A 15,668-nucleotide genomic window follows, 5' to 3' on the forward strand; every position below is an offset into this window, starting at 1 on the left:
CGAAGGAATGGACAGGTCAATCAGAAAAGGAACAAAATGACCACTACTACTTTATTTCAACCATGTTCTTCTTTTTTGTTATAATATATATGCATCAAAATAAGGCAATAGGAGATGATCTTTTTGATTAAGGTATTGATTGCAGACGACTCAGCTTTTATGCGGATGCAAATTCGTTCCCTTATCGAAACAGACCCCAATATAAAAGTGGTGGGAGTGGCTCGGAACGGCATGGAGGCAGTGGAAAAAGTCCATGCCCTGCGTCCCGACATAGTTACTATGGATATCATAATGCCTCGCATGTCAGGCATAGAAGCAGTAGAGAGAATCATGGCCACCTGTCCTACACCTGTAATACTTATAAGCTCTCTGGCCGATAACGAGGTTGAGCTTACCCTCAGGGCATTGGAATACGGCGCCATTGATTATATATCAAAAGATCAGCTCAGCAAAGATATATTGCTGAAAAAGATATATATGGCTATCGAAAGCAACCCATATGTCATAAATCAAAAAAAGCAACCCAGTGAGGATAAGGCTGTACATGGCGCTTTACCGTCAAAAGGCAGTTACGCCATAGTCTGCATAGGGATATCGACAGGGGGGCCCAAAGCCCTGGCAGAGGTTATACCCAACATCAAGCCCGACATCGCAGCGCCCATAGTCATAGCCCAGCACATGCCCCCCATGTTTACAAAAAACCTGGCACAACGCCTTGATTCCATCTCGGCAGTACCCGTAATAGAGGCCCAAAACAATCAGGTACTGCAGCCAGGTCACGTTTATATCTGCCCCGGTGCAATGAACATAGCCATAGAAAGGAGAAATATAGTGTCCCTTTATCCTAAGGACATGTTTGATTATATACACGCTCCGTCGGTAGATCTGCTCATGGAAACGGCCGGCAATACGTATGGCCCTGAAGCCCTATGTATCATAATGACCGGCATGGGAAGCGACGGCCTGGCAGGAATACAAAAGGCTAAAAAAGCTGGTAGCTATATCATTGCGCAGTCAGCCTCTACCTGCACCGTTTTCGGAATGCCAAAAGCCATCATACAACATGGGCTTCACGACGAAATAGTTGACCTGGACAACATAGCCTCCAGGATAAATGCTCTCTGTGCCCGCTGAATTTCACATTTTCTTGTAAAAAAAGGGCTTAAGGGGTTGAAAACCATACCTGTGGGGAATTATGATCTGTTCGGTGCTGCCCACAAATAGCACCCCATCGGGATAGAGGGCCTCATGCAGCTTTTTATAGATCTTCACTTTGGCCTCTTCTGTGAAGTATATCATAACATTCCTGCACAGTATAAGATGGCAATTCCCTGGAAAAGGGTCATTCAACAAATCATGGCGCCTAAATTCTACACAGGCTTTGATTTGAGGATCGATAGCAAAAAAACCATTGAAAGGCTTAAAATATCTATGCACTAATTCCTGTGGTATAGACTGCAAGCTCCTGGCATCGTATATGCCTTTTCTGGCTTTATCCAGCGCTTCCCGGTCTATATCGGTAGCCAGGATGCGTATGCGCTCCAGCGGAAGAAACTTGGTAAGAAGCATTACCAACGAATAAGGCTCCTCGCCGCTAGAACAGGCCGCACTCCAAATCTTAAGGTTACCATGTTTTTTTAGCAAATCGGGAAGTATCTCCTTTTCAAGAATGGTCCATTGGCCGGGATTTCGAAAGAACTCCGAAACGTTTATGGTTATGTAGTTCAAAAATCGTTCCAGCTTCTCTTTATCTTCAACAAGGGCACGATAATATGTCTGGTACCCATCATATCCGCTGCGGCTTATCAATGAATCGATGCGCCTTTTCATCTGCTTTTCCTTATAACTGGATAAATCGATTCCGGTTAGGTCAAGAATAGCCTTTTTAAAATCTTCATATGTCCAGCTCATGATCCACCCCCTACACCGTCTGGTACGCTGACAAGTATAGAGTTTATCACATAATTCGATAAAAAAAAAGCCGCAAAAGCTCTTGCGGCTCCAGTGTAAAGGGGGGTCTCAATGTGTTTGTGAGGTTCAGTATTGAGTTTTACCAAAATAAAAAATTTTATACATCCCAAAAATAATAAAAGCAGCTTGCGCTGCTTTTATTTAAACCTCTCAGGCTTCAATTTATCCGAAAAGAGCTCTCCCAGGTTGATCGATAAGCCCTCATAGCTTTGTTGCCCTTGCTGTACCAGCTCTAATTCCTTCTCCTCTTGCTCACGAAGGGCTTCTTTTATGCTGAGGCTTATCTTCCGCTGCTGTGGCTTTATATCCAAAATTTTAGCATTTACCACCTGCCCTACCTGCAACACATCAGCTGCCTTGTTGATACGCTCATCGGATATTTCCGACACGTGCACCAACCCATCAATGCCCGGTTCCAACTCTACAAAAGCCCCAAAATGGGTAAGCCTTACCACCTTACCGGTAACGATATCCCCTACATGGTATTTTTGGCTCACGCTGTCCCATGGCTGCGGAAAGGTCTGCTTGTATCCAAGAGAGATCCTTCCCCTTTCTCTATCCACAGAAAGCACCTTTACGGTTATGGTCTGATTCTCTTGCAGCACCTCGCTCGGATGGCTTACGTGTCCCCATGACAGATCGGATATGTGCACCAAACCGTCCACTCCACCGATATCCACAAAAGCACCAAAATCGGTGAGCCTCTTTACCGTCCCTGTAACCACCTGTCCCTCTTGTATGGAATCCCACAGCGCTTTCCTTCTAGCTTCTTCTTCCTCCTGCAGGATGACCTTCTGGGAAGCCACTACCCTGTTTCGACGCCTATCAATTTCCAATACCTTCAGCCGCAACGTCGTTCCCACAAATGAATTTAAATCCTCTACGTACCGAGTAGACAGGTGCGAGGCGGGCACAAAAGCCTGAATGCCGCTAATCTCGGCCAACACGCCCCCCTTCACCACCTCCGTGCATATGCCTTTAACCTCTCTTCCCTCTTTGAAGCTCTCTTCTAGTTCATCCCACGCCAGCCTTTTCTCGAGGGACTTACGCGCAAGGAGAACATTTCCTTCGCCATCATCAATCTTGACCACCTGCACGTCTATGGGATCACCCTCATGCCATTTAGCCTCACCGGTATGCGGATCGACCAGCGTCAATTCGCTGACGGGCAACACGCCATCTGACTTGTAGCCCAGGTTAACTATCACCTCTTCGGGAGTTATTTTGAGTATCGTGCCCCGCACCACCTGACCGGGCCTTAAGGGTACCATTGCCTTTTCAAAACCTTCCATCGACTGCATCTCCGGTTCAGGTTGTTCCTGCTGTGCCGCATTTTCGGGTGCAGGTGCCGATTGACCCCCACCGTCTTTCAGCTCATGGATATTGCTTTCAACGGGTTCATTTTGCATTTCCTGCTGGACAGCTTGTCCCTGCGAAAAGCGGGAATCATTCCCTTGTCGTGGTTCGTTTGAGGGGCCACCCGTTTTTCCATCATTCAATTGATTCACCATATCAATTACCTCCTTGATGATCCAGTCAGGAGTAGAGGCACCGGCAGTAATGCCTACCTTATCCCCTGGATGTATTGCATTAATATCGATATCCTTTGCTGTTTCAATAGCAAAGGTTTTTTCACAATGGGCTTTACATATGGAATAGAGCTTTCGCGTATTAGAGCTGTTTTTGCCTCCTATGACCAGCATCACATCTACCGTTTTGGCTATGGCTTCAGCTTCAGCTTGCCTCACTGCGGTGGTATTGCATATGGTATTGAAAACTTCCAGGTGATCCACCTTGCTGTGAAGCCGCTCTACTATGGCGTTCCATTTTTGGTGTGGCGTTGTAGTCTGGGCTACCACGCAAGCCTTATCCATATGAGGTAGGAAGTCCACCTGTTCAGGATCATTGATCACAAATGCGGTGTCATCGCACCAGCCGTTTATGCCTACCACTTCGGGATGTTCCTTTTCACCCACTATGATGATGCTATAACCCTTGCCGTGGTACTTGCTTACCAGATTGTGAACCCGTTTCACATAAGGACAAGTCGCATCCACAACCTGTAGCCCTTTATCCTTCATCAAGCGGTAAACCTGCGGTGGCACCCCATGGGATCGAATTACAATGGTACCTTCCTCTATCTGATCCAAATCCTCCACGATGATGGCTCCTTTTGCCTTGAGAGCCTCCACCACTTGGGGGTTGTGAATAATGGGGCCATAAGTATAAACCTTATCAGCCCTTTTAAGCTGCTCATATACAGCCTCCACAGCGCGCCTGACCCCGAAGCAAAAGCCCGCGTTTTTAGCCACTATAATTGTCAACTTCAAAGCCTCCTCTTAAGCTCAAGCACTCAGCAAGTCTCTTAGCGCCTGTTCCATTTGATTGGCCATCCTGTCGAGAAGCTCTGTATTGGATTTCTGTGCAAAGTAATCATCAAAATTCAACGGCTTGCCAATCTTGATCGTCATGGGCCTGAACAGCCTATATTGCCCCACAATGGCAACCGGTAAGACCTTTGCTCTGGATTTATGAGCAATGGAAGCTATGCCATGGGAAAAGCTTTGGAGAAAACCTGTCTTGTTTCTGGTGCCTTCCGGAAAGATGCCAAATACCTTTCCTTCATTGAGCACCTGAAGGGAGTGCTTGATGGCCGATAGGTCTGCCGACCCCCGATTTACCGGGAAAGCACCCAGATATCTGATTACGGTTCTAAGTAGCGGAATTTTAAATAGTTCCGCTTTTGCCATAAAGAACACCTGTCTGGGCAGCACGCATCCAATAATTACGGGGTCTAACCAAGAGATGTGGTTTGCGTATACAATGGTCTTGCCTTCCATGGGAAAATTTTCAAGACCTTCAACCCTGATCCTGAAAAGCAAGAACATTATGGGCCGTACTATAGCTCGTGCAAATTTGTAAAACAAAGATATCACCCCGCTTTCCTTTTACCGGCCATCAGCAGATATATCGGTCAAATACCCCCACACTTCATTGACCACCTGATCAATGGATTTGCCTGTCGTATCTATCAGTATGGCATCCTCGGCTTTCCGTAAAGGCGCAAAAGCCCTACCCATATCGTTTCTGTCACGGGCCTCCAGCTCTCGTTTTACTTCTTCCAGGCTTTTGTCATAGCCCTTCTCCTGCATCTCCAGCCATCGACGCCTTGCCCTTTCCTCCAGCGTGGCAGTCAAATAAAACTTTTTATCTGCATTGGGCAACACAAAGGTCCCTATATCCCTACCGTCTATCACCACCGAATAATTCTGCGCTATGCTTCGCTGCAGCTCCACCAGCTTTATACGAACTTCAGGAATGACCGCTACCGCTGAAGCAGCCTTGGCCACCTCCGGTTGCCTAAGCAGATGAGTGACATCCTCCCCATCCAGATATACGCGCTGAAACCCATCCTGGTATATAACTCCGATGTGGGTCGATGGGAGAATCGATATGACCTGTTGGTGATTTGTAGGGTCCAACCCTTCCCTAAGTACCTTCAAAGCCACCGCACGATACATGGCCCCTGTATCCAGATAATATATGTGCAGCTTATCAGCGATGAGCTTAGCGATGGTGCTTTTACCTGCTCCTGCAGGGCCGTCTATAGCAATAGCTATCGTCTTCATTGAGACACTCCTCTAAAAGCTCATGTTTGTGCAATATCCGGTCTTAAATTGATCGCTTTTTCAAGATATACGTGATGCGGAACTCTGTCATCGTCCAGGTATGCGTGGATGAGCACCCGTATGCACTTCTCCAGGCTACCCTCCACATACATCTCTTGACAGCACATAAGCGGTACCTGGGTCATGCCCATCTCCCTGGCAGCAACCGCAGGATATACCGCGTCCAGATCCTTCGTAGCCGTAAATATAACGCTGACTATATCTTCATATCGCAAACTATTTTTATCTATTATAGCGCTGAGCAGCCTTTTGGTATTATCCAGGATCTCCTGGCGCGTATTTTTTTCGACGGTTATTGCGCCCCTTATAGCCTTAATACGCATAATTAAAAAACACCTCAGCTATACTACTCTATGTCCCAGCCCAATGGCCACCTCATTCAAATGGATCATCCCTATGCCAAAAAACAAAGCCACGCTTATGTGATCGCCGCTCCTGGCAATCCCTATCTTGCCGCCTACGTTAAGGCCAATGGCCTTGGTCATGATCTGGGACAGGGCTTCCCTGGTAGCTCCTGCCACTGCCCCCTCTTCAGCATGGGTCTCGCTTATTACCCCTTCCCTCTTGGCGGCCACAACGGCTCGCTCTACCACCTTGTTAACCGAAGTTATAAACTCACCGCCATAATCGACGGCAGCAGCGCTTATCCCCTCCTGTTGTAGCCGCTCCTTTAACGCCTTTTCTTCTTCCCTGGTCCGGGTCAGCGACATCTCTATGGCCGCCCGGGCCACCTCTTTGCTCCCCATCAGGTTCATCACATACCCTCCATCACCGGCTGCGCTTTTAACTTAGCCATCATAAACCTTCCATCTATCATTCATTATAACCAGATAAGCCATATAGTACAATAAACATTCAACGGCTAACATGGCAGGTTTCATTGAGAAAAATGAGCATATTACCTTTCGGCAACACCTTTATAGCGGTTAAGCCCGTATTGTCCTGCTTGATTCTCTTGATATAAGATAATGGCAGATCCATAAGCTCCAATATGAGCACTTTACAGGTCAAAGCGTGGGAGACCACCAAAATGCTTTCATCCTGCGCCAGCTTCAAGGACTTGATTTGTTCTACAAACCTGCTTATCCTATCCCTTACGCAACTCAAGCTCTCCCCACCTGGTGGGCAAAATGTAGGGTCATCATACCACCGAGATAGCTGCCCCGGAAATAGGCGCTCGATGTCGGTCAAGGTATGGCCTTCCCATTCTCCAAAAGAAGCCTCTCTTAAAAGCGGTGTAGTCACCCACCCTACGCCAATCTCTCGTCCAATAATTGAAGCGGTCTCAAGGGCCCTTTGCAAGTCGCTGCAGTATATCTTCCTTATAGATATACCTTTCAGGCGCCTGGCCAGCCGATAAGCCTGTTTGCGCCCTTCTTCGGTCAACCCTATATCACAGGCCCCTTGCGTCCTGCCCTCAACGTTCCATTGTGTTTCCCCGTGCCTTGTAATGTACACTATCACTCCCTATTTCCCCTTAAGAGTTCTCCTTACCGACATATACCTGGTATTCGCCCCATATTTTCTCAAGCTCCTGGAACTCTGACGAGATATCGGCCTTCTTGCGAATGCCTACAGCCACAATCAAGGCATTGATGAGGCTCAAGGGCGCCACCAGAGAATCTACAAAGGAGGCCATATCGCTCCTTGCCAGCAATATGTGGTCTGCATAAGGCGTGAGAGGCGACAGCAGCGAATCGGTTATAGCCACCGTTTCGGCGCCTTTGTTCTTAGCAAACATCATGGCCTCTACAGTGCGCCTTGCATATCTTGGAAAGCTTATGCCAATCAGCAGATCCTGGGGCTGAATGTGGATGAGCTGCTCCAATATATCGTTAACGCCAGAGGTCACCACTCTCACTTTATCAAATATGAAGCTCAGATAATATCCCATAAACTGAGCCAGGGGGGCTGCGCTTCTCAACCCCAGCACGTATATGCTCCTGGCTGAAAATATCCTATCCACCACCCTGTTGAATACCTCTTTGTCTATCTCCTCTACGGTAAGGCGTATGTTGTTTATATCCATCTTTGACACCGTCTTCAGGAGGGTGGATTCATCCAGCTCGGACGTCATCTCTATGCGCTGCACGGTAGTCAGCTTATTGCGAATTACCTCCTGCAGCGCCTTCTGAAGCTGGGGATACCCCTCATAGCCCAGCATATTGGCAAACCTTACCACGGTGGACTCGCTTACTCCCACCTTATGGCCTATCTTGGATGCCGTCATAAAAGCGGCCTTGTCGTAATTGTTTAAAATGAAATCCGCAATAAGCTTTTGTCCCTTGCTCATCTTCTTGTACCGCTCGGCAATTCTCTGAAGTAAATCCTCGTTATCCATTAAAATATCCTCCTCAAACATGGCCCTTTGTTGCTTACAAACATATTTTAACACATTCTCTTTAATTTGCAAATTTAAAGCTTCATTTATTCACTGGGCTAGCTTCGTATATGGATATGCGCATGGTTTCCTCATCCCTTTGCGAAAGCCCGAAAATCAAGCCTTTGTCCTTTAAATTCTTGTTTAAAAAATCCACTATCTTATAAAGGTCGGGGAAATTCTTGATATCCAAGACTGCCCTCACGGCATGGGAATACATGGACCCGTTTTCCACCAACATCCCACCTTTCCTTCAAACTCCTATTGGCCTTTATTAAACCACTCTTTCACCGCATCCATAAACGAATAAAGCGTTAAATCCAGATGAATTGGCGTTACGGCAACGTAATTTTCCTTTACAGCAAATATATCGGTATCCAACTGCATATCCTCTTGGGAAGTATCGATAGCTTCCCCGGTAAGCCAGTAATATGGCCTACCTCGTGGATCCAGCCGTTTGATATATGTCTCGGCATAACGCCGTATACCCAGACGTGCAACCTTTATACCTCTTATCTCCTCCTTTGGCACCGCAGGTACATTCACGTTGAGCAGAGCTCCCTTGGGCAGCCCATGCTCAAGCAGCTTTTGAGCCACCTCCACTGCCACCTCACCAGCATACGAAAAATCGTCAGACTTATACGACACCAGCGATATGGCAACAGAGGGAATACCGAGAATACAGCCTTCAATGGCCGCCGATACGGTGCCGGAATATAGGACATCAGTGCCCAAATTGGGTCCCCTATTGATGCCCGATATGACCAGGTCCACCTTTCTCTTCATTATGACGTCAACGCCGATCTTCACGCAATCAGCCGGGGTGCCATTGATGGAATATGCCTCAATATCCACATCGTGAAGCTTTACCGGCTCTATCCTAAGGGGTTTATGTAGCGTTATGGCATGGCCTATGGCGCTCCTCTCCTCGTCGGGAGCTGCTACCACCACTTCTCCAATCCTGCTCATGCTTTTGGCCAGCTCTATGATCCCTTTGGAAGAGATGCCATCATCGTTACATACTAAAATCCTCATACCTCATCTCCTTCTGCACCCTCTTTTTGTCCCTACTATTATATCATCAAATGCGGATGTCTCTCAACACGCTGTCCCCAACCTTTTCCTTAGTATTCTATTAATTTCATCAAGCTTTTACATGCTGCTTTAGCAGCCGTTTAAAAATATGGTTTATCACAATAATAAATTCAAAGGAATAGTTTAATCTAACATGAGGAGTGGATGCGTTTGGTACAAATCGACGACGCCGGAAGCGGAAGCCTTGTGGGGGGCACCTGCATTGGCGCCATGCGCGTGGAAACCGGGGAATTCGTATTTGACTTCATCCCAGTCGAGTTTTATTATGAAGGGGCTTTTGAAAAAAAGGCATACATAGGCAAATGCGAAGAAATAGTATATTCGCTGATATCAAAGCTAAATGTGAGTAAGCACGAGGAAATACTCATCTGCCAGGGATACATGTTTGAAACGGTAAGGCATAAGCTAAAGCAGGAGGGATTCAACGTACACAGCACCAAAATCAAGGATCCCCTACAGACAGTAATAGAAAATACCTTTCAGGAATATGCGCTAAGCCTTGGGGTACCCGTTCAATACGTAAAATACACCCGATATCCCCTGCATTTTCACAGGATATTGAGATGGGTATACGCAGACTACGTTAAGCGCCAGCCTTTATGTAAAACTGGCTGGAAAAGCTGGAAAAAATATGGCCATCTCAACATTGAGATAGCAGAAGACATCCTCTACAAGCGGAATTACATATGCCTCAAATGCGGCAAAAGGATAAAACCGGGCAGCCACGTCAAGGTACTCAAATACACCAGCAACTGCCCCAATATCATATACCTGCATTACAGATGTTAGCCGCGTAAATCCCCTGTTTCTCTCCAGAGATTTCCCATTTCATAGATTTACAAACAAAAAAGAAGGAGGCGGCCCGCAAACCCATAGAACCAACATTTATGGCCGTACGGACTTGCCTCAGTGCCACCTCCTTCAACCGGTAGCTTTCTCTCACCTTTACATTAAACGGGATGCACTTTATTTTCCTCGTCCAGCAACGTGCTGTCAATCTTATACTTCTGAGCCTGGCGGTACTTAAAGAAGTTCATGGCCACCTGCGGGAACAGAGCGTAAGTTAGAACGTCTTCTTCCTGCTCCATATAAGCCTTTATCTCTTCACGATACTTGTCAAGCGCCGGCTCAAGAGCATCTGCTGGACGATAGGTGATGGGCTTTTCGTCCCCTATGATCTTCTTGCGAACCTCTTCTTTGATCTCCCCTGGAGGCCTGCCATATTCGCCTCTTACATATGCTCTCACCTCGGCAGGCACCATCTTGTAACGCTCACCCGTTATAACGTTGAGCACCGCCTGTGTTCCCACCATCTGGCTGGTCGGAGTTACCAGCGGCGGATAGCCCAAATCCTCACGTACCCTTGGTACCTCTTTGAGCACCTCTTCATACTTATCCAGCCTGTTTTGTTGTTTGAGCTGAGATACCAGGTTGGAAAGCATCCCGCCGGGCACCTGATAGCGCAAGGTATTTACGTCTACCGACAATACCTTTGGATTGAGCAAACCACTGCTCAGGTATTTCTCGCGCAAAGGCCTAAAGTAATCGGCTATCTTGCTGAGCAGTTCAAGATCCAGCCCGGTATCGTACGGCGTATCCTTAAGGGCTGCCACCAAAGGCTCAGTAGCAGGCTGAGAAGTGCCAAGGGCCATGGGAGAAATGGCACAGTCCACCACGTCGGCCCCGGCCTCTATGGCCTTTAGGTAAGTCATGGATGCCAAACCGCTGGTGTAATGGGAGTGGACCTGAATGGGTATCTTTATGACCTTTTTAAGCTCTTTAACCAGTTCATATGCTGTGTAAGGCGTCAGAAGCCCTGCCATATCCTTTATGCACAGGGAATGGGCACCCATCTGCTCCAGCGTCTTGGCGGTATCGATATAGTGCTGTATATCGTGTATAGGGCTTATGGTATAGACGACGGTAGCTTGTGCGTGGGCACCCTCATCGATTGTAGCACGAATTGCCGTTTCAAGGTTCCTAACGTCGTTCAATGCGTCGAATATTCGAATGATATCGATACCGTTGCCCACCGCTCTTTTGACAAATTCCTTAACTACATCGTCGGGATAATGCTTGTATCCCAGCAGGTTCTGTCCTCTAAGCAGCATCTGCAGCTTGGTCTTCTTCACTATCTTTCGTATCCTGCGGAGCCTCTCCCATGGGTCTTCGTTTAAAAACCTCAAGCATGCATCAAAGGTGGCTCCGCCCCACATCTCCAAAGAGTAATATCCTACTTCATCCATCAGCTCTACTATAGGCAACATTTCGTCAGTACTCATTCGGGTTGCAATTAAAGACTGATGCGCATCCCTCAAAGCAGTTTCGGTTATCCTAACTTTTGCCATATGAATAGCCTCCTATTCAAAAGTTTATACTATTAACCAAACAGGTTAAGAAGCACTCCTGCCGCAATGGCCGAACCTATAACGCCGGCCACGTTGGGCCCCATGGCATGCATCAAAAGGAAGTTGGATGGATTCTCCCTCTGACCTTCTATTTGTGAAACGCGGGCTGCCATGGGCACCGCCGATACCCCCGCAGACCCTATCAAAGGATTGACCTTACCACCAGTTGCCCAGTACATAATCTTTCCTAACAATACGCCTCCTACAGTGCTAAAAGCAAAGGCTACAAGCCCCAGGGCAATAATCTTGAGGGTATCGGGAGATATAAACCTTTCTGCCGTTGCCGTGGATCCCACCGTAACGCCAATGAATATGGTAATTATGTTGATGAGCTCGTTCTGCGCCGTCTTACTGAGGCGATCCACCACAAGGCTTTCCCTGAATAGGTTGCCCAGCATGAGCATTCCCAGCAGAGGAGCCGAGGAGGGGACCAACAGCGACCCTACCACCGTAACCACGATAGGGAACAGAATCTTCTCCAGCTTGGATACTGGCCTCAGCTGCTTCATCACCACCTGGCGCTCCTTCCTTGTGGTAAGCGCCCGCATAATGGGCGGCTGAATCATAGGTATCAAGGCCATATAGGAATAGGCAGCAATAGCAACCGGCCCTAAAAGCTCAGGCTTTAACTTGGTAGTAAGGTATATGGCGGTAGGGCCATCTGCCCCGCCAATTATGCCGATTGAAGCAGCAGCTTTGGGGTCAAATCCCAATAGCCTGGCCAGGAAAAAAGCTGCAAATATTCCCAGCTGGGCAGCAGCTCCCAAAAGCAAGCTGCTGGGGTTGGCGATGAGCGGGCCAAAATCGGTCATAGCCCCAATGCCTAAGAATATGAGTGGAGGATATACGCCCAATTTGACACCCTGATAAAGATAGTACAGGAGTCCTCCAACCTCTTTTAGCTTCATTTCGCCGTTTACCATTTCATATTTGGGTTCTGCAGTCAACCCCGCCAACGGCAAATTGGCAAGCATCATACCAAAGGCTATTGGCAAGAGCAATAAAGGCTCATATTTTTTCTTTATAGCCAGAAAAATCAGAAGCCAAGATATGCCTAACATCAAGGCTTGCTTCCATGTTATGGCAGCAAAGCCTGAATCTCGAAGGAAATCCAGTATTACATCTCCCAATGGTTTCCCCATTACTTCACCTCCTACTACGTATATTACTGCAAAGCTACCAACACGTCATCCGTATTTACCGATGCTCCCTTGCTCACCTGGATGGAAACAACCTTGCCATCTCTGGGCGCCATGATCTCGTTCTCCATCTTCATAGCTTCAAGTATCAACAATACCTGTCCTCTCTTTACCTCGTCTCCAACATTCACCTTTACATCTAGTATTGTGCCGGGCATGGGCGCCTTTACCAGCTCAGCCCCGCTGGGTATGGGCTGCGAAGCTTGCTTTTGCTCGGCAGCCTTTTCTTGCTTAGGTGCTGCAGCAGCTTGAGACGCCGGCTGAGCAGCGGGTTGAGATGTCTGTGCAGCCGTTACTACAGGCGTGGGCTGCGCAACAGCACTTGCTGTCTGAGTTGACAACTCTTCCACTTCAACCTCATAGGATTTTCCGTTAACAGTTATGATGAATTTCCTCATACCTACTTCCTCCTTAAAATGATTATTTTTTTATAACCTGCTTGCTATTTGTTCTTGACGGCCGATCCTGTTCCATACGGGCGTTATGGCAGGAACTCGCCTTATGGACCTAACAACGATGTCATGGGTTGAACGATGAAGGGAAGCTGCAACGGCAGCAGCTATAACTGCCACCAGCTCCTCATCCTCTTCATCCTGACCTTGAAATTGAACAACGCTATCAACCGCATCGCTCTTCTCGACAGCTTTTAAAGTTTGGTCAGCTTCAGCTGTCCTTTGCGCTTTCGCGCTCCTATCGGTAAGCCTGTGCATCCCTTTCAATATGAACACCAAACCGATTAAAGCTACGAATACGGTCCCCATGCCGAGAACCATTACCTTTAGACTATCCCAAATGATACCCAACAATTTTATCCACCTCATTTCCCTCTAATCACACGGGCATATTGCCATGCTTCTTAGGTGGCCTATTTTCGCGCTTGCCTTCCAACATCTGGAGAGCGCTAATTAGCCTTGGCCTTGTAGCCTCGGGCTCGATAATGTCATCGACATAGCCGCGAGCAGCAGCCACGTAAGGATTAGCAAAGCGGTTGCGATACTCTTCGATCTTTTGTTGCCTCATCTCAATGGGATCAGCTGAATTCTCGATTTCTTTCTTGAATATGATGTTGGCAGCACCTTCAGGTCCCATTACGGCAATCTCGGCCGTAGGCCATGCCATTACGATGTCGGCCCCTAGATGCTTACTGCTCATGGCTATATACGCGCCACCATATGCCTTGCGCAAGATCACATTGATCTTTGGAACGGTTGCCTCCGAATATGCGTACAGCAGCTTTGCGCCGTGGCGTATGATGCCGCCGTGCTCCTGCTCCACCCCGGGCAAATACCCCGGAACATCGGTGAAGGTTATGATTGGAATGTTGAAGGCATCGCAGAAGCGCACAAACCTAGCGGCTTTATCGGAGGCGTTGATGTCCAGACAGCCAGCTAGCTCATTGGGTTGATTGGCCACGATTCCCACCGATCTGCCATTAAGCCGCGCAAACCCAACCACGATGTTGGGAGCATAAAGCGGTTGAACCTCAAAGAAATCGCCGTAGTCCACAACCTGCCTTATAACATCCTTTACATCATAAGCCTTATTGGGATTGTCAGGAATGATGTTGTTAAGCTCTGGTGCCAGCCTGTTAGGATCGTCCTGGCACTCGTAAAGCGGCGGGTCCTCCATGTTATTGAGGGGCAGATAGCTCAAAAGCTTCCTCACCGCGGCAAAGCACTCATCCTCGGTAGCGTTTATGAAGTGGGCAACGCCGCTCATCTTGTTATGGGTCAAAGCACCGCCCAAGTCCTCTGCCGTCACCTTTTCGCCCGTTGCCGCCTCAACCACCTGCGGACCGGTTATAAACATCTTGCTGATCTTATCTACCATGAACACAAAATCGGTAAGGGCTGGAGAATAAACAGCCCCTCCGGCACATGGCCCAACTATCACCGAAATCTGCGGGACGACGCCGGAGGCCATGGTGTTGCGGAAAAAGATCTCGCCATAGCCGCTTAAGGCATCTATGCCTTCCTGAATCCTTGCCCCTCCCGAATCGTTGATGCAAATGATGGGACATCCCGTTTTCATGGCCATGTCCATTATCTTGGTAATCTTCTTAGCATGCATCTCACCCAGCGAACCGCCCATGACGGTAAAGTCCTGGGAATACAAATACACAGGCCTGCCGTCTATAGTGGCATAACCTGTTATCACGCCGTCAGCAGGCATCTTCATCTTATCCAGGCCAAACTCCACCGAGCGATGCTCCACAAAAGCATCCAGCTCGACAAAGCTACCTGGATCCACCAGCCGCTCAATCCTCTCGCGGGCAGTAAGTTTGCCGCTGTCGTGCTGCTTTTGAATCTTCTCCGGGCCACCGCCTTGACGGATAGCCAGCTTTCGGTCCTGCATAACCCTTATTTTGTCGTATGTACTCATCCAACACCCTCCAGATCCTTTTAAAATTTTTGAAAAGAAAAAACTTTTGACCCAACTTCTTTTAATTCTACAAAAATACCTTTTTTCCTTCTTTTTTTCTAAAAATTTTTTATTTTAAATCTCTAATTTAAATCATCGGCATAACTATAGAACTATCTTAGCAGCCAATTATAGGGCATATTGGCTATTTTAAGTTCTTCATTTGTCCTATCGCCTCGATACACGATCCTATGCCAGGCCTACAACACCTGTACCCAGCATGCTACGGAACGAGGCTTTTAATACATCTATAACCTCTTTTAAGGACAACAAAACCTCTACTCGATAAAATACAAAAATCGTTTCAAAACGTTTTATTTGCAGCTCCTTTGCTCAAAAAACCACGATAAATCCAACACCATGCAGTAATTGGAATCATGGCCATCAAAGCGCTTAAATCCTATCCTCTCAAGGAGGCTTCTATTTTCAGGGTCCCCAGCAAAGAGCCTCTTGACTCCTTCCCTATCAAGTATATACGCCAGCGAACGAACCAGGCCATCCTCCA

At 47.6% G+C, this 15,668-nt stretch carries 18 protein-coding genes; 2 read left to right on the top strand and 16 right to left on the bottom strand.

Features of this window, described 5'->3' with window-relative positions; genetic code table 11:
* Positions 1 to 114 precede the first annotated feature (114 nt).
* Complete coding sequence (locus FWJ59_RS03805; protein ID WP_414480658.1) at positions 115 to 1,134, top strand: protein-glutamate methylesterase/protein-glutamine glutaminase; 1,020 nt, start codon at positions 115 to 117, stop codon at positions 1,132 to 1,134.
* A 3-nt stretch (positions 1,135 to 1,137) separates the two neighbouring features.
* On the opposite strand, the gene FWJ59_RS03810 is transcribed toward FWJ59_RS03805, so the two are convergent.
* From FWJ59_RS03810 to surE, 10 genes are all read right to left on the bottom strand, one after another.
* Positions 1,138 to 1,911 carry a CheR family methyltransferase gene (locus FWJ59_RS03810; protein ID WP_414480659.1) on the bottom strand — a complete coding sequence of 258 codons (774 nt, stop codon included), beginning with the start codon at positions 1,909 to 1,911 and terminating at the stop codon, positions 1,138 to 1,140.
* 197 nt (positions 1,912 to 2,108) lie between these two features.
* The gene (locus tag FWJ59_RS03815) at positions 2,109 to 4,295 is read right to left on the bottom strand and encodes a bifunctional 4-hydroxy-3-methylbut-2-enyl diphosphate reductase/30S ribosomal protein S1 (RefSeq protein ID WP_414480660.1); all 2,187 of its coding nucleotides are present in this window, start codon (positions 4,293 to 4,295) and stop codon (positions 2,109 to 2,111) included.
* 21 nt (positions 4,296 to 4,316) lie between these two features.
* On the bottom strand, positions 4,317 to 4,907 hold the full coding sequence (locus FWJ59_RS03820) for a lysophospholipid acyltransferase family protein (RefSeq protein WP_414480661.1): 591 nt from the start codon (positions 4,905 to 4,907) through the stop codon (positions 4,317 to 4,319).
* A 12-nt stretch (positions 4,908 to 4,919) separates the two neighbouring features.
* Positions 4,920 to 5,600: a (d)CMP kinase gene (gene cmk, locus FWJ59_RS03825; protein ID WP_414480662.1), complete on the bottom strand. Its 681-nt coding sequence runs from the start codon at positions 5,598 to 5,600 to the stop codon at positions 4,920 to 4,922.
* 20 nt (positions 5,601 to 5,620) lie between these two features.
* The gene (gene aroH / locus FWJ59_RS03830; RefSeq protein ID WP_414480663.1) at positions 5,621 to 5,983 is read right to left on the bottom strand and encodes a chorismate mutase; all 363 of its coding nucleotides are present in this window, start codon (positions 5,981 to 5,983) and stop codon (positions 5,621 to 5,623) included.
* An 18-nt stretch (positions 5,984 to 6,001) separates the two neighbouring features.
* Positions 6,002 to 6,415: a HutP family protein gene (locus tag FWJ59_RS03835; protein ID WP_414480664.1), complete on the bottom strand. Its 414-nt coding sequence runs from the start codon at positions 6,413 to 6,415 to the stop codon at positions 6,002 to 6,004.
* 100 nt (positions 6,416 to 6,515) lie between these two features.
* Positions 6,516 to 7,124, bottom strand: coding sequence for a histidine phosphatase family protein (locus FWJ59_RS03840; RefSeq protein WP_414480665.1), 609 nt, complete (start codon positions 7,122 to 7,124; stop codon positions 6,516 to 6,518).
* Positions 7,125 to 7,137: 13 nt separating this feature from the next.
* Positions 7,138 to 8,001: a MurR/RpiR family transcriptional regulator gene (locus FWJ59_RS03845; RefSeq protein ID WP_414480666.1), complete on the bottom strand. Its 864-nt coding sequence runs from the start codon at positions 7,999 to 8,001 to the stop codon at positions 7,138 to 7,140.
* 82 nt (positions 8,002 to 8,083) lie between these two features.
* Complete coding sequence (locus tag FWJ59_RS03850; RefSeq protein ID WP_414480673.1) at positions 8,084 to 8,260, bottom strand: YpmA family protein; 177 nt, start codon at positions 8,258 to 8,260, stop codon at positions 8,084 to 8,086.
* A 41-nt stretch (positions 8,261 to 8,301) separates the two neighbouring features.
* Positions 8,302 to 9,075 (bottom strand): 5'/3'-nucleotidase SurE, encoded by a 774-nt coding sequence (gene surE, locus FWJ59_RS03855; protein WP_414480667.1) that lies wholly within the window; start codon positions 9,073 to 9,075, stop codon positions 8,302 to 8,304.
* 210 nt (positions 9,076 to 9,285) lie between these two features.
* On the opposite strand from surE, the gene FWJ59_RS03860 reads away from it, so the two are divergent.
* Positions 9,286 to 9,924: a hypothetical protein gene (locus FWJ59_RS03860; RefSeq protein WP_414480674.1), complete on the top strand. Its 639-nt coding sequence runs from the start codon at positions 9,286 to 9,288 to the stop codon at positions 9,922 to 9,924.
* A gap of 161 nt (positions 9,925 to 10,085) precedes the next feature.
* Here FWJ59_RS03860 and FWJ59_RS03865 read toward each other — a convergent pair whose 3' ends face one another.
* The 6 genes from FWJ59_RS03865 to FWJ59_RS03890 form a co-directional block, all read right to left on the bottom strand.
* A complete protein-coding gene (locus FWJ59_RS03865; protein WP_414480668.1) occupies positions 10,086 to 11,483 on the bottom strand; it encodes an oxaloacetate decarboxylase subunit alpha in 1,398 nt (465 codons plus the stop codon).
* 32 nt (positions 11,484 to 11,515) lie between these two features.
* On the bottom strand, positions 11,516 to 12,685 hold the full coding sequence (locus FWJ59_RS03870; protein ID WP_414480669.1) for a sodium ion-translocating decarboxylase subunit beta: 1,170 nt from the start codon (positions 12,683 to 12,685) through the stop codon (positions 11,516 to 11,518).
* Between the two features lie 23 nt (positions 12,686 to 12,708).
* Entirely contained in the window at positions 12,709 to 13,140 is a 432-nt protein-coding gene (locus tag FWJ59_RS03875) for a biotin/lipoyl-containing protein (RefSeq protein WP_414480670.1), read from the bottom strand.
* Positions 13,141 to 13,170: 30 nt separating this feature from the next.
* The gene (locus FWJ59_RS03880) at positions 13,171 to 13,545 is read right to left on the bottom strand and encodes an OadG family protein (protein WP_025746536.1); all 375 of its coding nucleotides are present in this window, start codon (positions 13,543 to 13,545) and stop codon (positions 13,171 to 13,173) included.
* A 28-nt stretch (positions 13,546 to 13,573) separates the two neighbouring features.
* Positions 13,574 to 15,124, bottom strand: coding sequence for an acyl-CoA carboxylase subunit beta (locus tag FWJ59_RS03885; RefSeq protein ID WP_414480671.1), 1,551 nt, complete (start codon positions 15,122 to 15,124; stop codon positions 13,574 to 13,576).
* A 353-nt stretch (positions 15,125 to 15,477) separates the two neighbouring features.
* The coding region (locus FWJ59_RS03890) for a hypothetical protein (RefSeq protein ID WP_414480672.1) at positions 15,478 to 15,668 on the bottom strand (191 nt) is incomplete at its 5' end.

The organism is Caldicoprobacter sp., from assembly GCF_047459465.1.
Taxonomy (GTDB): domain Bacteria; phylum Bacillota; class Clostridia; order Caldicoprobacterales; family Caldicoprobacteraceae; genus Caldicoprobacter.